Origin of the sequence: Galbibacter marinus (assembly GCF_000300875.1) — a bacterium.
In the GTDB taxonomy this organism is placed as follows: domain Bacteria; phylum Bacteroidota; class Bacteroidia; order Flavobacteriales; family Flavobacteriaceae; genus Galbibacter; species Galbibacter marinus.
Genome location: NZ_AMSG01000029.1, coordinates 1 through 19,757 on the forward strand (window position 1 = coordinate 1; position 19,757 = coordinate 19,757).

Here is a 19,757-nt window from a genome sequence, read left to right on the forward strand (position 1 = left end):
TCAATTTAGACCCAACTTTTGAGATTGATCCATCATTCCTAAAGCCCTCGCTGAGTAGCCTCCCCAATTTCTCCTTTATTTGAAATTCATAAAGATCAATTAAAGTCCATATAGCCTATTTCGCCCAGAGAATAACCCGGGAAAAGTAAATGTATTATAATCTAAAAAGGGACATACAGTCGTTAGAAGACCTAAAAGACATTTTAAATTAATGCTCCAAAAACTCATAATTATGTTGAAAACACACCTTTCTACAAAAGAAGCTTTATTCGTTGAAAACTCCCATTTGATACGTGTTTTTAAGGAATAAAGAGAGTGCTCCTTCCTATTAATCTATTTCAGTTTAGTTCTCCAGAATGATTAATTGTTCTCCAAAACCAATTCATTCCATGGTATATATTTTAAAATATATACCATTTAAATAGACATTGAAAAAGATAAAGGAATTATGATGACCGACCATTATTACAATGATGTACTTGAAATAGCTGACGGGTACTTTATTTTGAAGGAAGCAAAAAATTGATATAATTCACAAATCGGATCTCGTTAAACATGAGTATCTAAAAGACAAATGAAGTAAAGTGCATTCGTGCTGTTCGCCTCCATTTTGAATTGTTTTTAATTCCTAAACAATCCGATTTAGCTATAGCTCTACCCGTATGTCTAAAATCAAAGTTTTGGAGAAGGTTCTAATTACCAGTATTGTCGTTATCGGTTGAGGTTTCGATATAATAACCTTTATTATTCTCCTTGCCATCCACCAAACTTTTGATACTTCCGCTTGATTTTTGCTCCTCAAAGTACAATTCTTCATAATCCTTAGTGTATAAGGCGTCAGGAACAACGTTGACATCAAATATTGCCTCCCGAGTCTTACCATCTACAAAGTTGCCGTAAAGCGTGATATAATGCTTTGCAAGACCCACATTTTTTTGACTGTCATAACTCAAACGCAAAACACCTGTTTCTCCTTTGGGAACAAAATCCAAAGTTGATTTACCAGAGAGGTATAAACACCCACAAGAAGTAATAACCTCATCGATAATTAGTGGGTACTCCCCTGTGTTATTAATATAAAAAACAACGTCCAACTCCTGCCCTGCCAGTACGGGCCAATAATGCCTATTGTTATCTAGTATCTCAATGGAAGTTTTCCGGTCTTTGATATCAGTACCGCAAGCCCATAATGCCAGGGAAATGACCGAAATCAATAACCACAGTTGTGTTTTCATATTTTCTTTTTTATAATTCTTTTTTACTTTATTAGTCTAACCTCATCCAAAGCAATCGTTGATTTACCCCCTTGTTTTTTTTTGAATATTCGGATCTGCACGGCTTTGGTATTCTCAGAAAAATCCACCTCTGTTCGGATGCGGTAAACTGTTTCTGAGATTTTCGTAGGAACTAGGGTGTATAACACCTGACTTCCATTGGTTATTTCCACCTGCTCTGGGGATAATATCCCATGTTTAGACATATTTAAAAAACGCATTTCCAGAACATTCCCTTTACCTTCACTGGGTAGTTCCATTGACAATTCCCATACCTCACCTCCATTAATCACCCATCCTTGGTGGTAATCATATGTAAAACCACTTAAACCATCGTAAAGAATACTAGCATCTTGATAATCGTGATCAGGAACAGATACAAAAGAAATACCGCTTTGGGATAACATATTGGGTTCTAATCCATGCTGTACCAAGTCTTCCCACTGCTCTATATAAGTAAGTAAACCTCCACGTACTTCTCGATAATTTGCCATATCCGAAAATCTACCATGTCGTTTTAATCGTTCTATGATTTCTTTTATCTCTGGTTTGACATGGAGATGATCAGATGTTTTTTCAAAGCCTCCATGATCCCCTAAACCTTCGTGATAAGCAACCTGTAATCGTGTAAAACTCAAGGCTGTTATTAATTTATCCAAACGAAGGTACTCTTCACCTGAGCTCTGGTTAACCATAACCTTAAGCGAATTGTAAAAGGAAACAAATTGCTCGGTATTGAGATATGTCTTTACAATATTGTCAAAGCTTCCATAAAGTGGCCAGGGTCTATTATTGGTCATTTTATGATCTTCCAGTTGTAGGTAATAATTGGCCAACAAAGCAGAAGATTTTGGATAAAATTTTTTCAAATACCGATGCACTAGAACATCAACATCTGAATCCTTGTCGATCATTAAGGCAGACAGAACATAGGTTTTCACATCATCAAAAGGAGAATAGTCATAACCGCTTCCATTTAAAAACAAGCCTTTCACGCCTGCTGACTTAAAGGAAGGTATCTGTTGTTGAAATCCTTTGAGAACCGGTAGTGGACTGAGGTAATCGTCAAAATTTGAGATATAACCCCAGAGATATATTTTAGATACTCTTTCTATCCAATTCTTAAGTTCTTTCTCCCATTTAGAAAATTTTGGATGTCCTTCCAGGTTGATGCCTTTTGGTAAATCTATGGACGTGAAAAACACTCCTGTATTGGTTGCCCAGGTTTTTCTTGGTGCTTCTCTTGTCGTCCTATATGCTATGGTAAAGAAGTGATGTTCCGGGTAATGATCAGCTAATTTATTCAACAAATACCCAACTGCTGGGGTTGCTAATTGGTCAGTATTCCCCAATTTAGAACATTGGTCACAAACGCAAACCAGATCGTTATCATTAGGTGCGACCATAAACCAATATGGTTTTTTGGTTCCGTCGCCGAACTGCTCCTCAACGTAGTGCTTAAGCTGTTTGTATAAGGCATTAGAGGAGAAGCAATACTGCTGCTTATTACTGACGCCATTGACTTGAGCATAAATTTCTTGATTTGCTACTATTAGCTTATGCAAATTATGACCCCATAAACCCCAGTTTTCATCGAGGTTATTTGTTCCCAAAATACCCGCATACTCAGGATTGGTGTTTGGTTCAAGGTGTGGTTCGCGATATTCAAAATCAAACCTGCGACATTGGTCGCCAAAGCTTATAAATGAGGGCGGAAGGTCTGAAATGGTAAAATTCTGATCTGTTTCACCAATACTTGCCATCAGCTGGTAGGTCACAAACAGCATGGCACGTTTATTTTTTACGCGCAGTATGAGAACGCCCTCCTTGTTGGAAAAGCAATAATCGTATTCCAATGTTGGCACGATCTCGAGATAGAACTCTTGATACCCAGTAGAGACCTTGAGATCTTCAGATTTGATTACCTTGGTTTTATCGAAACTCCTCATGTAAAGATGGCTGTATAGATAGTCCACCCATTGCCGGCTCAAGTGATCCTCCGCACCACTAATGCTATAGAATGATCCTTGGGCATAGACGCACCACTGAATACAGCTAAGCAGACAACATAGAAGCAATCGGGTCCTCATATTTCTAAAATAAAATATTTACCTGCAAATACACATTGAGTAAGTTACCATACTCCTGATCTGAAACCCTGTAGTTATTCATACTACCCAATATTGATCCCGATATATTTTTATAAATGGTATGACCAAATCCTGCACCGATCATACTATTGGTCACAGCAAACGCATTATATAGCTGGTAATTAATTAGTTCTACATCGGGTGCGGAACCTACACTTGCTACAGCCATAATATAGCCATTGTGGGAAGAGAAGTAATGCCTGGTGTCCAACGACAGGCTATAGAGTAAAGCACCATCCAAATAAAATTGGTGGTATCTGGCATTGATTCGAAATCTATCCCACTCCTTTGCCGCTCCAAAAACCGCATTGTACATATTCCCATCGCTCATACCCTGATCTAATTGTTCGTCTCTGAAGCTTCGCAACCCTATTCCGAGTTCGAATTGAATTCCTTTGAGGATTTCAAAATACCTAAACAGAGAAGCATTAAAGCTTAACATCGGGAAAAACTTATTAGACACTGCCACATTAGCCATAGTTGATGTTCTTTCACTCCAGTCCCGCAACCACTCTCCTTGAAATTGAAGCCCCTTACCGGAGGTTCTTCCAGTGTAATAAACCCTTCCAGTATAGGTGTTTTCGCCTGCAGTATGGCTGTATCCCACAGATGATATTGAATTACTGGCGTAAGTACTTTCTTGATCACGGCTTCTAAAATGAGAGAGTACTACCTGGTTTTTATAGGTTTTGTTTTGAAGATAATTCAAACGACTTTTAAATCCTGTACGCTCCAAATCAGAAGGTTTGTAAAACCCTTGGTAATAATAGGCCGAGTCGAACTGCTTTAATTGCTCATAAGCCAATCCTTTTGTGTGCTTTAAAGACATGCTATTCGGCTCATAATGCAGAGCAGTGTTGAGCTTGTCTAAGGCTTCATTAGAATGCTTTTCTTTCAATAAAGCGAGAGAGTAATTCGTAGAAGTCTCCGAAAAAGCCTTTATCAACATTTCGTGATATGGGTTGGCTTTTAATTCATCATGTAAGCCTTGGTAAACCTTCTCATAGGTATCAATATCTGCATTCTCACTATTGAGTTCTGCCAGTTTGATCTTAAAGAAGATATTTTCCGGATGATATTGCTCCCCTTGTTCCACATAGGTACGCATCCGTTCAAGTGCATTGGTTTTATGAGCTAAGTTTATGGCATATCCAAGGGCTTTCTCGTTTGTAGGATCATTATTCAACCAGAGATCAACAAAGTACAGAGCATCATCGTATCTAAAGTCCTTATTAAGATTAGTTACGACTTGTTCGGCCATATCAGCATACCCTCCAAGATAAACCTGCTTCTGATTTTCGTCAACCATGCCAACTGCCTTTTCATAAGCAGCAAAGGCCTGTGAGTAGCCCTTTTGTTGAAAGTAGAGTTCAGCTCGTTTGATTTGCAATTGCGGGGTGTTATCCTCTAAAGCAATGTCATCTAAAACAGCTAAAGCGTTACTGTAATCTTCATTTGCCAAATAGGCATTAAACAAAGTGTTTTGAGCATCAGCCCTCAACTGCCCACCTCCAAACTCCACCACTTGTTTTAAAAAAATAATGGCCTGGCTATAGTTTTCTGCTTCCATTCTATCCTTAGCCTGACTATATATCGTATTGACGTATGCAGCTCTCACGTTAGGATCATTGGAATATTGTGCAAAAAGTTCCTCCGCCACGCGATTTTCCTCCGCGGTGTTTCCCAAACGATTATATACCATCATTTCGTTTAATGACAATTCCTTGGAGTTGCCCCGAGCACTTTGATGATTTTTAACAATAAGTAAGGCTTCTTGATACTGCTGGTTTCGCATGGCATCATTAAACATATAACGGTAAGCCTCCTTATCCCCAGGATTAGCAGTCATTATTTTTCCATACAATGTCAAAGGTTCCTTGTCTCTCGCATCTCTGGCTGCTTCTTGTAAATAATATTGGTATTGCTCATAACGCTTGTTGCGCTGCAGAAATCCAAGGAGCTCATTATAGCGGTTTTGTTGAGCGAGAATCCCCGTCTTTTTATCGATGAGCAGTTCATTTTGTGGAAATCGAACCAATCCGCGTTCAACAAAGGCCAATGCACCTTCCTGATCACCAGCTTTAAGATAATCATTTGATGCATTAATGTAATTGTTAATATTTTCGGGACTTTCCGTAACCAATTCCTTACTAAGCTGAATTGCTTTATCCATATCTCCAGCCATCCGATTGGCATTGGCTTGAACCTCCAGTTGATAGAGGTAGTCTTTCTTAAGAACACTGTCATTTGGAAATATCTGATTGATCCGTTTTTGCAAGCGATCAGCCTCAACAGCATTACCCTGCAATCGGTATAAGCCTATTTTCTTCCGCCATAGTCCCTTCCAATAGGGGTTAATCTCCAGAAGTTCGTTGACATAACATATTGCACTAGAATAGCGGCCTGTTTCAGTTTCTAGGGTGACTAATAAATGTCTTGAATCGACATTTTCCTGATTGTATCGTATGGATCTATTCAATTCTAATCGAGCATTGTCATAATCTTTATGCTGTAGATGGTATTTCCCAACGAGCATTTTTAAATCGGAGTCCTTTGGGTACTTCTTAAGATTCTTATCAGCGAGATCTTTACCTTGTTCCCAGCTCCCATCTGCATACAACTTGTTGATATGCCTTACAAGCTCACTCTTATCATTTAGAGTGATTTCTGTCTGTGCGTTAAGACTATATGGCAAAACAACACTGACAAGCAATAGCCGAACGAACAGTACTTTTGCTGACAGCTGCATATGGCTTATACCCCTAAAGGTTGATAAAGGAAATCTGTTTCCTAATTCTTTTGTTGATACCATTACTTGATTCTATTTTATTTGGTAACCTGAAGTTTGTTCTGCGGTTTGTTTTTGGAATGACCTTGCCTTGTCATTTCTCCCCATTTGAAGTTTCTTCCGGTAAGAAACTGCACATAACCTCTAAGGGTGAATACTATAGTTAGAGGATGATATACAAATGCTTCGAAAGATGCAAAGAGAATAAGTTTGAGGTACTCAGAGAGGTTATTGTACAATTTTTTAACCGTCAGGTCATAGCTGATGGTCAACAGTGAAACACAGGTACCCAAAAGATAAACATAACCTAACATCAGCCAAAACGTATTGAAGTTCACCTGGCCGGTCCATAAAAGATAAAAAAGACACAATAACCCAAAAAATTCAAAAATTGGTGCAAGAAATTCGAAAATAAAGATGTAGGGCATCATGATCCAGCCCATACGACCGTACTTTCTGTTAAATAAGAACTTGCGGTGTACAAAGAAGATCTGCAAAAGACCTCTTCCCCAACGGGTACGTTGGCGACTAAGAACCTTGAGGTTTGGTGGTCCTTCTGTCCAACATAATGTATCAGGTACTTGGACAATTCTGTATTGCTCATTGTTGTCACGCTTGTGTGCAATAATACGCAATGTCATATCGAGATCTTCAGCATGAGATAGGGGATCAAAACCACCCGCCTCTATGACGATTTCTTTATTAAACAGTCCGAATCCACCCGATACATTGGTAACAGCATTAATCCTTGCCCATCCCATTTTAGCGACCAAATAAGACCGCATATACTCGACTTCTTGAAAGGCAGGAATGATTCCTTTTGGTGGTCGTACTTCAGTGATTTCTCCATTGTCCACTTTGCAACCATTGGACATACGCATTGTAGCACCAACCGCGATGACCTCAACATCGGAATCCATCACGGGAAGAATTACCTTAGTTAAGGTGTCCTTGGCCAATAGACAATCTACATCTGTATTTATAAAATAATTGTGCCTAGCGACATTAACACCCGCGTTCATCGCATCTGACTTGGTCCCTCCATTAATTTTATCAACCACAGTCAATCGTTCAAATTGAGGATCTGTAGAACGGAAAATTCGCTTTACAGGTTTACATGGCACTTTACTTACATAAGCATAAGGCACTTGGGTGAGCGCAAAATGCTCGATAAGTAAATCCAAGGTTTTGTCCTTACTACCATCATTGACAATCACCACCTCGAAATTAGGATAATCCAAATTCAACAGTGTGCTTACATTATCTATAATAATAACCTCCTCATTGAAAGCAGGGGCAACAATAGATATCCCAGGAGCTGATTCGGGATGTTTTTTAAGGATCCGCTCTTCTTTACCACTGTAGCTCTGCTTACTTCGGATAATGTTAAAGTAGGCCATTAAGGCTAAGGTAGAATATATTAGCGTAAGGGCTGTGGCATAGAAATAGATCACATATTGATAAAATACAAAAAATGCTTCCATAACTTTTTGGTAAAAAGTGGGGTTTTCTGTCGCTTTTCAACACAAGGATGCGCCAAAAGGAGGATAGAGAAAAACCCAAAAGTGTGTGTTAGTTTAATTGGTAATCGACTTGTGCATAAAGTGTTTTGTCAAATTCACTTTTAGTAACAACCACAGCTTTTAAACGGGATTTTCCTTGTTCCCCATATTGACCAATGGCATAAGCTAATTGAGTTTTTGTATCACTGTCAAAGGTTTGGTTATAAATAGTAATTAGGAAATCCAATACCTCCATACCACCAAGGTTCGGCAGAGATTTGATAATATTACGTTGAACCAACTTAGGAGAAACCTCATAGCTTTCCATAAACACCTCCTTAGCCAAAGTGTACTTCATTATCCCTAAAGACTTGACAATCTCGCATTTTACTGTAATGTTGTCTTCTGTCTTAAAAAGCTCCAACAAAGCGGCACAACTGCCCGTTTGTTGAAAAAACCCTATTTCTCGAATCAAAAATGCACGATATCTTATATCAGACGCATCTACCCAGCTTATAAGTTGAGGCAATGCACTTTGTTTGGCTTGTTCACTCAAATAATAATGTAGGCGGATTTCATCCATGGCGTTAAATCCCGTATCAAAACCCTCTTCCAGAAATTTATAAGGATCATTAATATTGTATTTCATCATGGCCGCCCTAGCGTTTTTTCTAAGGCTCCCTTTTTTGTGGTATACCGATTGTTGAATGGAAGCTCCAGAAAGCCCGACGTTCAAATCATCTAATGCACGAATAGCTTCTTGTCTAAGTTTTGGACTACGAGCACCCATAATTTTATTCCAGAAATCAATAATTCCAAAAGAATCCAATACGGTGACGTAATTATTTAGGTTTATTTTGTCGTGATTTGCTTGTCCTGCTTCAGTCAAGGCGACAATAAAGTCAGTAAACACTCGTTTTTGATAATTTCTTTTGACAAGAACCTTATCGTCCTTAAAGGTTTGGTTTATCTCATCCTGCTGATAATTTTTAGAGGCATACAAAATGCTTTGTAGTCGATCAATTAAAAGACTTTCCTGTTTTCTTCTAGTGCGTTGGTAATCACTTTTTACCTTATGGGTTCTAAAGAATCTAAAAAAGGAAAAACAGTACACCAATAGTAGTACACCCACTAAAACGATGGTTGTTTTAATCACTATTGGGTATCCAACGAACTGAGAAAGCAACCAGTTCCAATAATAACTTGCGTAGAAAATAAAATCCATACTTTTTTATTAATAACCAATTTTGCCCCAAAGAGTTTAGGTTTATTAGGGGTTCAAAAAAAGTCTTTCAGCAATACTGCTTTAAACGTTTTTATCTTTAAAAAGCATCTTGTTGTAGGTATGATGCGAAATTGATTAAATTCGGTGCAAAGATCATCCAAAGTGTAAGTTTCTACAATACCCGTCCTGCACATATTGACGAATACGACTAACTAATTTACGTAAAACAGCTATTCGGCATAATTTTTAGAAAACTGATTTATAGTGATTTGAAAAATTACAATATCCGATTATGCTAATTTTCGGCCTCTTTTAAAGTTTAGGATCAACGGTTTTAATTCATCGTTGAAACTAACATCCAAGCCATCAAAATTTTGAATAAAAAGGATAAATTGGCCTAATATTATTCAAAATCAGACCCTATTCTATCCAGACAAAATCAAATAAAATAAATTCTATCAAAATTCCTGATGATATACCCTTTACACTTTAGTGCCGTAAATCTCATTAAATGTTGCTTTTACACCTATTTTTATAATAAGCTCACGGAAAAATGACCGAGCTGCGATGTCCATTGGACAATAAAAATCGGGCACACTAGCACGGATTCGAAATAATTTGTATTTTAGTATTGATATAGGTTAAAATAGGAGAATTTAAACCACTCCTTATCCATAAAGGATAAGAGTATAAAATTATCTTTCCTGTGAAGCCACATCCACCGCCAAATCAACCTAAAAAAAACGAATATTTTAATCATTTGATTATGTTCTTAATTGAAAAAAAGAAGAGCCAAATGGACACTCAAAAAGCTCCCTATAGTATCCCTTCGCAAACCCGGATAGGGCATATACACCTAAAGGTAGCGGACATGGAACGCTCTTTGAAATTTTACTGCGGCCTATTAGGCTTTAAAGAAACAAGTCGCCACGGCTCACGTGTGGTGTTTATATCAGCTGGTGGTTATCACCAGCATATCGCGCTTAACACATGGTACAGCAAGAATGGGAAACCTCCTCTTCCCAACAATACAGGACTTTCACAAGTTTCCATTCTGTACCCTACTCGACGAGATTTGGCCTGTATTCTAAAACGGATATTGGATGCAAATTACACGATTTCAGGCGCTTCGGATCATGGGGTTTCCGAAAATTTGTATATCGAAGATCCGGATAAAAATGTCATTGCTCTATACTGGGATAAGCCCTACGAATTATGGCCATTCCATAAAGATGGCACCCTTGAGATATACAATGTCCCACTTAATATCACAGAACTTTTAGAAACCACATCACGATAGACTAAAACAAAAGCACTATTACGGAGTACCTTTTTTGTTGTCTTGTAAGCGTGTAATGAAGATTGATGGTGTTATTCCTGTTACCGCTTTAAATGCGGCCGTGTATTTGCTATGGGAAGAAAATCCATATTTCTCAGCCAAATAAGCAATTTTATAGGTCCGAAGTTCAGGGTTATTCTCAAGTTCAGCCATGCTTCGGCGCACCCTGATTTCATTCACATAACTATTAAACCCTAAGCCTTTGTTTCTATTGATCACATAAGAGACATATCGGGTATTCACGTTAAGTTTATTTGCCAACAATGAGAGGCTAAGGTTACTTTTTAAATAAAAATCATCATGTTCTAAAGCTTCCAATTCGGCTAAGATACAGTCAGATGTTTCTTTGGACATATATTCTTTTGTACTCGCTTGGTCATTCTGGTGGAGGTGAGCTTTGTTTTGTTTGTTTTTCAATTTTCTCCTACGTCCATAGAAATAGATCCCTACCCCAAGCAACACCAAAAAACATAACCCTGCCATTATGAAGGTAACAGTATTACGGGTGAAAAGAGCTTCTTTTAGCTTCTTGTCGGTTTTGGCAACTACCATATTGGCAAAATCCCGTTCTCTTTTGGACCTTTTAGTTATAATATCAAGATACTTTTGGTTGTATAAGGTATAATTTTCAATATCCCCAACAAGTTTATAATATTTGGTCATGGCCAAAAAAACCCCCATATTCAGTTCTTGGAGTTTTGAAGCCTCTGCAACAGCCAATGCTTTGGACAATAATTCATAGGCCAGCTCTTTTTCTCTATTTACAATGGCAATTTCGCCCAGTCCTTTGTAAATATATCCTTTAATCACGGTCTCTGCCCTTGAGGCTCTGGCTTCCAATTCTAATGCCTTGTTGAAGTAATATTTTGCGGAATCTATCACTCCCAATTTAAACAAATTAGCACCTATTCGCTCTTTACTCTGAGCCCTAAAAGTTACCTTTTGAGGTGAATCAGGCAAACGTCTTAAAATGGTATCTGAAGTTTGAAAATAAGCAATGGCTTGTTCATAATCATTTTCTTCCTGAGCGTAGAAGCCCCTCTCTTGATAGATTTGACCCTGAATCTGGTTCGATAGTTCCCCTTGATCAACCTTTTCACACAATTCTTGTGCTTTATCTAAAAATTTATATCCATTGTTTAGCAGTCCGCTCTTTCGGTACTGGGTAGAAAGTACCCCATATATTCTAGCTCGCCATGCGGTTATTCTTTCACTCGTGGCAATCCTATCTGCTTTCAAGGCATAGTGTAGCGTTGAATCCCTGTTTGATTTCCTGTAATACATATCAGAAATAAGCATAAGAGAACGGATTTTTTGTGTGCTTGTGGCTGAAGTTTTGTACAGTGAATCTGCGATTTTGAGCGCGTGATCAGGATCTGACGCCGCAACATTCATATAAGTGTAATAAAAAACACTATCAAAAGTCTTTTGCTGTGGATCAGTAGATTGCGCTAAGGTATTTTGGGTAAGAAGCAAGACGCAGCTAATTAAAGGAACAAAATGTTTCATAATTATCTATGGCTTTGGTTGATGAAAATCATATGATCTTAATATCTAAACATTAAAATGAGATAACCGCAAACATTCCTCATATTGTAACAACACATCAGGTAATTGAAAATGAGGTGACCACCTATTTAAATGAATTAACTATTGTTTATCCATGGTTTCAACTGCCCAAATTCCCATACTATAGAAATTGTAGTTAACCTATGTTTTAATTATAAAATTAACAAAGCGCCAAATATATTATAATAAAAATTGGATTTTGTTAAATTGCCTCTTAAAAGGATCTACAAAGCGTTAAACACAACATATCATCGATGAAATGTATCTACGGGAATCAGGAATATGACTAGGCAGTTCGGGCGTATATGGTGTTTTCACTACGTTATAAAAAAAGCATAGTGAACTGTTCGTGGTTCTGAGATCCAATTTTTAGTCTAACCAAATCAGCTTATGGTTGGTAGATACAAAAAACCACCTATTAGAAATAGGTGGTTTATAACTTATAAAAGCTAGAATAAATCTAATTAGTCAACTTTTAATGCTTCTTTTGTATCTTCAGCAGCGTTATTGATAGCCTCTCCTGCGTCTTCAGCAGCGGTATCAATAGCTTCACCTGCTTCATTTGCAGTGTTTTCAAATGCTTCTCCTACATCTTCTGCAGCGTTTTCAACATCATCTGCAGCGCTTTCTACTGCATCTTGAGTCTTTTCTTTAGTGGTTTCTTTACAAGAAACTACAGCAAGACCTAAAACAATGACTAATCCTAAAATTACTTTTTTCATAATAGTTGTTTGTTTATTATTATTTAAATTTTGCGACTCAAAGATTAAAAGCAAAACCTTCTATCCTTGAGTTGAATTCTTCAGAGAATTATTTTATCAACCCGCTGAGGAATCTTTAAGTAATTTACGAATATAATTGCCTATTTGGATTTTTGCACCCGTCTTTTTTTCTATATATTTTTTATTTATACGGCCTTTATCTTTTATAATTTCTTTATTATCAAGTAGAAAGTTTAATTTATTAAAAAATTCACCTTTTGTGGAAATCGACTCAATTCCACCCAACTCGACGAGTTTTTCCGCTTCTATAAATCCTCTATAATGCTTTCCTATGAGAACTGGAATTCCAAAAACCGCAGGTTCTAGTGTATTATGTAAACCTGTAGAACCCATCCCTCCTCCAACATAGGCGATATCGGCATAGCTGTAAATTCGTGTTAGCAGTCCAACGGTATCCACGATAAGAACCTTAGCCTGACCAATGATCTCTTGATCCAATTCAGAATAAAGGACCACATTTTTCTTTATAGAATTTTTAAGTTTTTTAATCTGATCCCCTTCTATTTTATGTGGGGCAATAACCACTTTTAAATTTTCCCTAGCCGTGTTGTTGATATAATCCACTAGAATCTCCTGGTCTTCTATCCAAGTACTACCTGCTACCAAACAAAAGGAGTTCTCTATAAACTCTTCCATAAAGTCTAAGCTATTGTCCCGATCCAAGATCTCCATTACACGATCATAACGCGTATCCCCGCTTACGGTGACATTTTGAAAATTAATACTATTTAGAAGCGATTTTGATTGCTCATTTTGCACAAAGAAATGTGTAAAAGACTTCAAAGAATGTGTCATAAAACTGCCATAGGACTTAAAGAATATTTGGTCGGGCCTGAAAATACCAGAAACTAGTAAAGTTGGAATGTGTCGTTTTTGAAGAAGTTTTAATGTATTAGGCCAAAACTCATATTTCACGAAAATAGCGAGCTTAGGATCCGCCAACTCTATAAATCTCTGCATATTTCCTTTGGTATCCAAAGGAAGATAGCAAACTAAATCCGCTGCCTTGGTATTCTTTTTAACCTCATAACCTGATGGAGAAAAGAAGGTGACCAATATTTTGTAGTTGGGATATTCCCTTTTACACTGCTCAATTAAGGGGAGCCCTTGTTCAAACTCACCCAATGAAGCAGTATGAAACCAGATCAAAGGATTTTCTTTATTTAACTGGGTTTGTAAATAATCGAAAGTTCCTTTTCGGCCATGGACAAATCGCCTTATTTTATCACTAAACAATGCCACAACAAAGAGCAAACCACTGACGATATGTACAACGATATTATATAAAAAATACACTTTCTTCCTTTTGTCGCTAAAATACGTTACTTTCTGTTAATACATTGGGTGTGGAAACTTTATTTTGTAATTTTACCACGGTTATTTAAGATGAATCCAAATGAGGAAAATACAGATGGTTGACTTACAAAGTCAATACCAAACTATAAAAGAACAAGTCAATAATTCTCTAACAGAAGTACTAGAATCAGCAGCCTTTATAAATGGCCCACAGGTTCAAAACTTTCAAAAAGAATTAGAATCCTATCTAGGAGTAAAACACGTCATTCCATGTGCCAATGGAACTGATGCTCTACAAATCGCAATGATGGGTCTAGAATTAAAACCTGGGGACGAAGTTATTACTACTGATTTCACTTTTGCAGCAACAGTAGAAGTTATTGGTCTGCTACAACTCACTCCTGTTCTAGTGGATGTCGATGCGGATACCTTTAATATAAACATAGAGGCCATTAAAAAGGCAATCACTCCGAAAACAAAGGCTATTGTCCCTGTGCATCTCTTTGGCCAATGTGCTAATATGGAAGCAATCATGGAAATTGCCAAGGAACATAACTTATATGTTATTGAAGATAATGCTCAAGGAATTGGAGCGGATTACACCTTTAGTAATGGTGAGAAGAAAAAATCTGGAACAATTGGTCATGTAGCTGCGACTTCCTTTTTTCCATCTAAGAACCTAGGGTGCTATGGGGATGGTGGAGCAATTTTTACCAACGATGACGACCTAGCACACTTCATACGCGGTATTGTAAACCATGGGATGTACGAACGTTACCACCATGACGTAGTAGGTGTGAATTCCCGATTGGACTCTATGCAAGCAGCAGTATTACGCGCTAAGCTACCTTTATTGGATTTATACAATAAGAAAAGACGACAAGCGGCCATTAAATACACCGCTGGGTTAAAAGACAACCCGAATGTTATAACTCCGATCTTAGCTGATAAAAGCGAGCTCACAGAAGATAACAATCAGCATGTTTTTCATCAGTATACCCTTAGAATCACTAATGGAAAGCGGGATGAATTAGTAAAACACCTCAACGAAAATGACATTCCATGTGGAGTTTACTATCCGATTCCGTTGCACTTACAAAAAGCCTATGTTGATTCAAGATATAAGGAAGAGGATTTTAAAGTAACCAACACTTTGGTGAAAGAAGTGATCTCTCTGCCTATGCACACAGAATTGGATGATGAGCAAATCGATTTCATTACAACCAAAATAAATTCATTTTTAAACTAATACCAAACACCAAAATTAATGAGCATATTAGTGACCGGAGGTCTCGGTTTTATAGGATCTCATACCGTAGTAGAACTTCAAAACAAAGGATTTGACGTCATTATTATTGACAATCTTTCCAATTCAACTATAGATGTACTTGATGGAATCAAGGCCATTACTGGAAAGGCACCCATATTCGAAAAATTAGATTTAAGAGAAAAATCTGCTGTTTCAGATTTCTTTAAAAAATACCCAGATATCGAAGGTGTTATTCACTTTGCAGCATCTAAGGCTGTTGGTGAGAGTGTAGAAAAACCACTGCTATATTACGAGAACAACATCACCACCCTAGTCTATCTTTTACAAGAGCTTTCCGCTAAAAAAGATGTTTCGTTTATCTTTAGCTCTTCCTGTACCGTATACGGTCAAGCTGATAGCCTACCAATTACAGAAGATGCGCCAGTGAAAACAGCAGAATCACCATATGGAAATACTAAACAAATCGGAGAAGAAATCATTCAGGACAGCTGCAAGGTTTATCAAAACATCAAAGCAATTTCACTTCGTTATTTTAATCCTATTGGAGCGCATCACAGTGCTAACATTGGAGAATTACCCGTTGGCGTTCCACAAAACCTAGTTCCATTTATCACCCAAACAGGCGTTGGTATGCGCGAACAACTTTCTGTATTTGGTGATGATTATCCAACAAAAGATGGCACCTGTATTCGGGATTACATTCACGTGGTTGATTTAGCAAAAGCACACGTAGTGGCTGCCCAACGTTTAATTGAAAATAAAAACCAAAGCAATTACGAGGTCTTCAATGTAGGCACTGGAACAGGAAGTACTGTTCTTGAGGTTATTGCAAGCTTTGAAAAAGTAGCAGAAAAACCCTTAAACTATAAAATTGTTGATCGTCGCCCAGGCGATGTCATAGCCGCATATGCCGACACCACTAAAGCAAACAACACCTTAGGTTGGAAAGCAGAATCCACCTTAGATCAGGCCATGACTTCTGCATGGAAATGGGAACAAAAAATTAGAAACTAGAAAAGGAAGTACCAATTCTTTTTACTGAATATCTTAAAGCCTCGTTGCACATCGCAGGAGGCTTTTTTTATGTGCATTCATAGTACCGCTTGGCTTTTAAAATTGTCAAAGGGTTAATTTTTGAGGAGAAGATCCTATGAACTATCTTTGCACAAATTATTTTTTAGTGGATACTGCTACCAAACAATCAGGTATAAGACAGCTTTTATCTTTATATCAAGAATCTCTGCAACTTCAGAAATTAGGGGATCTTATATCCCAACCTCAAGGAAAAATTCAACTTAGCGGATTAATCGGCTCCTCATTATCAAGTGTTCTTGCTAATGTTTTCAAGGGCGGCGACAAACCGTTTTTGGTGATCTTTAAGGACAAGGAAGAAGCTGCGTATTATCTAAATGATCTCGAGCAGATGCTAGGGGACAAAAATGTTCTCTTCTATCCTGGAAGTTACCGTAGACCCTACCAAATAGAACAAACCGACAACGCCAACATCCTTATGCGAGCAGAGGTGCTCAATCGCATCAACTCTCGAAAAAAGCCAGCTATTATTGTGAGTTACCCCGATGCTCTATTTGAAAAGGTGGTGACAAAAAAAGAACTAGAACGTAGCACGTTAAAGATCAATCTTAACGATAAACTATCCATTGATTTCTTAAATGAAACCCTATTCGAATACAAGTTTAAAAGGGTAGATTTTGTTACTGAACCAGGCGAGTTTTCAGTCAGAGGTGGTATTGTCGATGTGTTTTCCTTTTCAAACAACGAGCCATATAGATTTGAATTCTTTGGAGATGAAGTAGACGGCATAAGAAGCTTCGATGTAGAAACTCAGCTTTCCACCGAACGTCTTAAAAAGGTGACCATTATTCCAAATGTAGAGAATAAATCACTGCAAGAAGATCGCCAAAGCTTCTTTAAATACATACAAGCCAACACAATTGTCTTTTTAAATAACAAAGAGCAGTTAGAAAGCAGAATAGATCAGCTTTTTGAAAAAGCAATCGTCGCTTTTTCAGGGTTATCAAAGGATATTAAACACGCTCCACCTGAAGAATTATTCTGTAATGCATCCTCGATATCCCAAGGACTTTTATCATTTACAACCGTAGAATTGCAAGGTTGGAAAGAACAGGCACAGCAGGTACTTTTTAACACAAGCCCTCAGCCTTCATTTAATAAACAATTTGAGCTGTTAATTGATAACCTCAACGAGAATCACCATAAAGGTTATACCAACTATATCTATTGTACTAGCGAGCAACAAGCCAAACGATTTAAAGATATCTTTGAGGATATTGGAAAACAAGTACACTATCAAACCATCGTCGGGACTCTGTATCAAGGATTCATAGATCACGATCTTAAAATTGCATGTTATACAGATCATCAGATTTTTGAGCGTTACCACAAATTCTATCTTAAAAACGGTTATGCGAAAAAACAAGCGATTACTCTTAGAGAATTAACAAATCTTGAGATTGGCGATTATGTTACTCATATCGACCACGGTATTGGTCGTTTTGGAGGCTTGCAAAAAATACAGGTGGAAGGAAAAATGCAAGAGGCCATCAAACTCATCTATGGTGAGAGAGACATCCTATATGTGAGCATACACTCGCTTCATAAAATCACCAAATACAACGGTAAAGATGGAAAGACTCCTAAAATATATAAACTAGGATCCAACGCTTGGAAAAATCTCAAAAAGAAAACCAAGGCAAAGGTTAAAGAAATTGCATTTAACTTAATTAAGCTTTATGCAAAACGAAAAACAGAAAAAGGGTTTCAGTACGGACCTGATAGTTACTTGCAAAATGAATTAGAGGCCTCCTTTATCTATGAGGATACCCCGGATCAAAGTAAGGCTACCGAAGAGGTGAAAGCCGATATGGAAAGTGAACAACCAATGGATCGCTTAGTTTGTGGTGATGTGGGATTTGGGAAAACAGAAGTAGCCATTAGAGCAGCTTTCAAAGCCGTTGATAATGGAAAGCAGGTTGCCGTTCTTGTTCCCACAACGATTCTAGCCTTCCAACATCACAAAACATTTAGTGAGCGGCTGCAAAACATGCCAGTTACCGTAGATTATTTAAACCGATTTAGAACAGCTAAAGAAAAAAGAGAAACCCTTGAGAATTTAGCCACTGGTAAGGTAGACATCATTATCGGCACGCATCAATTGGTAAACAAAAATGTAAAATTCAAGGATTTAGGCCTTCTTATAGTGGATGAAGAACAGAAGTTTGGAGTCTCAGTGAAGGACAAACTAAAAACCATTAAAGAAAATGTAGAGGTATTGACCCTAACAGCTACGCCGATTCCAAGAACGCTGCAATTTAGCCTTATGGCAGCGCGTGATTTATCAGTTATCACCACGCCTCCACCCAACAGATATCCTATCGATAGTAATGTAATTCAGTTAAATGAAGAAATTATACGCGATGCTATTTCTTATGAGATTCAAAGAGGGGGTCAAGTGTATTTTATTCACAATCGCATTGAAAACATCAAGGAGGTTGCCGGTATGATACAACGATTGGTTCCCGATGCTAGAATAGGAATTGGCCATGGACAAATGGAGGGTAAAAAATTGGAGGATCTGATGTTGCGCTTTATGAACGGTGCCTTTGATGTTTTAGTGGCGACTTCCATTATTGAATCTGGACTGGATGTACCGAACGCCAACACCATTTTTATTAACAATGCTAATAATTTTGGACTCTCTGATCTGCATCAAATGAGAGGACGTGTGGGTCGAAGTAATAAAAAGGCGTTCTGTTATTTTATTACACCGCCTTATTCAGCGATGACTGACGATGCTAGAAAACGAATTCAAGCCCTAGAACAATTCACTGAACTTGGTAGCGGCTTCCATATAGCCATGAAGGATCTTGAGATTCGAGGGGCTGGCGATATTTTAGGGGGAGAACAAAGTGGTTTTATCAACGAAATAGGATTCGATACCTATCAAAAAATAATGAATGAAGCCATAGTGGAACTCAAAGAAAATGAATTCGCTGATTTGTATCCTCAAGAAGAAGGCGATAAGGTATATGTGAAGGAAACCCAGCTAGATACCGATTTTGAGTTGCTATTCCCTGATCATTATATCAATACAGTCACTGAACGTTTAAAGCTCTATAATGAACTCAGCAACATAGAAACAGAAACCGATCTACAAGCCTATATGGATCGGCTTATTGATCGTTTTGGCCCACTTCCAGAAGAAGCTAAAGACCTATTAAATAGCGTTAGAATTAAATGGATTGCCACACAAATGGGACTAGAGCGCCTTTTGCTCAAACAAGGTAAAATGGTAGGGTATTTTGTAGCGGACCAACAAAGCAGCTATTATCAGAGCAACCGATTTAGATCAGTTCTTGAATTTGTACAAAAAAATCCGAGCTATTGTAAATTAAAAGAAAAACAAACCCGTAATGGCCTGCGTTTAATTATTAGTTTTGATGGTATAAAATCAATTGATAAAGCATACAAAGTCCTAAGTCCATTCGCTTAATAACACTTAAAGAAACACAAATCATTAATCG

Annotated in this window: 12 protein-coding genes; 4 read left to right on the forward strand and 8 right to left on the reverse strand. The window is 37.7% G+C overall.

The window, feature by feature from the left end; translation table 11 throughout:
- Nucleotides 1-692: 692 nt before the first annotated feature.
- From I215_RS13645 to I215_RS13665, 5 genes are all read right to left on the reverse strand, one after another.
- Nucleotides 693-1,235: a DUF1573 domain-containing protein gene (locus tag I215_RS13645; RefSeq protein WP_008992572.1), complete on the reverse strand. Its 543-nt coding sequence runs from the start codon at nucleotides 1,233-1,235 to the stop codon at nucleotides 693-695.
- Nucleotides 1,236-1,258: 23 nt separating this feature from the next.
- The gene (locus I215_RS13650) at nucleotides 1,259-3,364 is read right to left on the reverse strand and encodes a DUF4838 domain-containing protein (RefSeq protein ID WP_083852518.1); all 2,106 of its coding nucleotides are present in this window, start codon (nucleotides 3,362-3,364) and stop codon (nucleotides 1,259-1,261) included.
- Between the two features lie 4 nt (nucleotides 3,365-3,368).
- Complete coding sequence (locus tag I215_RS13655; RefSeq protein ID WP_008992574.1) at nucleotides 3,369-6,236, reverse strand: tetratricopeptide repeat protein; 2,868 nt, start codon at nucleotides 6,234-6,236, stop codon at nucleotides 3,369-3,371.
- Nucleotides 6,237-6,250: 14 nt separating this feature from the next.
- Nucleotides 6,251-7,696: a glycosyltransferase family 2 protein gene (locus I215_RS13660; RefSeq protein WP_008992575.1), complete on the reverse strand. Its 1,446-nt coding sequence runs from the start codon at nucleotides 7,694-7,696 to the stop codon at nucleotides 6,251-6,253.
- Nucleotides 7,697-7,784: 88 nt separating this feature from the next.
- Entirely contained in the window at nucleotides 7,785-8,939 is a 1,155-nt protein-coding gene (locus tag I215_RS13665) for a HEAT repeat domain-containing protein (protein WP_008992576.1), read from the reverse strand.
- A gap of 706 nt (nucleotides 8,940-9,645) precedes the next feature.
- Here I215_RS13665 and I215_RS13670 point away from each other — a divergent pair.
- A complete protein-coding gene (locus I215_RS13670) occupies nucleotides 9,646-10,239 on the forward strand; it encodes a VOC family protein (protein ID WP_237738970.1) in 594 nt (197 codons plus the stop codon).
- A gap of 18 nt (nucleotides 10,240-10,257) precedes the next feature.
- Here I215_RS13670 and I215_RS13675 read toward each other — a convergent pair whose 3' ends face one another.
- From I215_RS13675 to I215_RS13685, 3 genes are all read right to left on the reverse strand, one after another.
- Nucleotides 10,258-11,787 carry a helix-turn-helix domain-containing protein gene (locus I215_RS13675; RefSeq protein WP_008992578.1) on the reverse strand — a complete coding sequence of 510 codons (1,530 nt, stop codon included), beginning with the start codon at nucleotides 11,785-11,787 and terminating at the stop codon, nucleotides 10,258-10,260.
- 524 nt (nucleotides 11,788-12,311) lie between these two features.
- Nucleotides 12,312-12,569: a hypothetical protein gene (locus I215_RS13680; protein WP_008992579.1), complete on the reverse strand. Its 258-nt coding sequence runs from the start codon at nucleotides 12,567-12,569 to the stop codon at nucleotides 12,312-12,314.
- Nucleotides 12,570-12,665: 96 nt separating this feature from the next.
- Nucleotides 12,666-13,925: a 3-deoxy-D-manno-octulosonic acid transferase gene (locus I215_RS13685; protein ID WP_008992580.1), complete on the reverse strand. Its 1,260-nt coding sequence runs from the start codon at nucleotides 13,923-13,925 to the stop codon at nucleotides 12,666-12,668.
- Between the two features lie 100 nt (nucleotides 13,926-14,025).
- Here I215_RS13685 and I215_RS13690 point away from each other — a divergent pair, with 100 nt between their 5' ends.
- From I215_RS13690 to mfd, 3 genes are all read left to right on the forward strand, one after another.
- Complete coding sequence (locus I215_RS13690; protein ID WP_008992581.1) at nucleotides 14,026-15,174, forward strand: DegT/DnrJ/EryC1/StrS family aminotransferase; 1,149 nt, start codon at nucleotides 14,026-14,028, stop codon at nucleotides 15,172-15,174.
- A gap of 18 nt (nucleotides 15,175-15,192) precedes the next feature.
- Complete coding sequence (galE, locus tag I215_RS13695) at nucleotides 15,193-16,209, forward strand: UDP-glucose 4-epimerase GalE (protein ID WP_008992582.1); 1,017 nt, start codon at nucleotides 15,193-15,195, stop codon at nucleotides 16,207-16,209.
- A 136-nt stretch (nucleotides 16,210-16,345) separates the two neighbouring features.
- Nucleotides 16,346-19,726: a transcription-repair coupling factor gene (gene mfd / locus I215_RS13700; RefSeq protein ID WP_008992583.1), complete on the forward strand. Its 3,381-nt coding sequence runs from the start codon at nucleotides 16,346-16,348 to the stop codon at nucleotides 19,724-19,726.
- Nucleotides 19,727-19,757 lie beyond the last annotated feature (31 nt).

Excerpts from the sequence above, each read along its gene's own strand:
- I215_RS13645 (WP_008992572.1), bottom strand. The coding sequence starts at position 1,235 with ATGAAAACACAACTGTGGTTATTGATTTCGGTCATTTCCCTGGCATTA.
- I215_RS13650 (WP_083852518.1), bottom strand. The coding sequence starts at position 3,364 with ATGAGGACCCGATTGCTTCTATGTTGTCTGCTTAGCTGTATTCAGTGG.
- I215_RS13655 (WP_008992574.1), bottom strand. The coding sequence starts at position 6,236 with ATGGTATCAACAAAAGAATTAGGAAACAGATTTCCTTTATCAACCTTT.
- I215_RS13660 (WP_008992575.1), bottom strand. The coding sequence starts at position 7,696 with ATGGAAGCATTTTTTGTATTTTATCAATATGTGATCTATTTCTATGCC.
- I215_RS13665 (WP_008992576.1), bottom strand. The coding sequence starts at position 8,939 with ATGGATTTTATTTTCTACGCAAGTTATTATTGGAACTGGTTGCTTTCT.
- I215_RS13675 (WP_008992578.1), bottom strand. The coding sequence starts at position 11,787 with ATGAAACATTTTGTTCCTTTAATTAGCTGCGTCTTGCTTCTTACCCAA.
- I215_RS13680 (WP_008992579.1), bottom strand. The coding sequence starts at position 12,569 with ATGAAAAAAGTAATTTTAGGATTAGTCATTGTTTTAGGTCTTGCTGTA.
- I215_RS13690 (WP_008992581.1), top strand. The coding sequence starts at position 14,026 with ATGAGGAAAATACAGATGGTTGACTTACAAAGTCAATACCAAACTATA.
- galE (WP_008992582.1), top strand. The coding sequence starts at position 15,193 with ATGAGCATATTAGTGACCGGAGGTCTCGGTTTTATAGGATCTCATACC.
- mfd (WP_008992583.1), top strand. The coding sequence starts at position 16,346 with ATGAACTATCTTTGCACAAATTATTTTTTAGTGGATACTGCTACCAAA.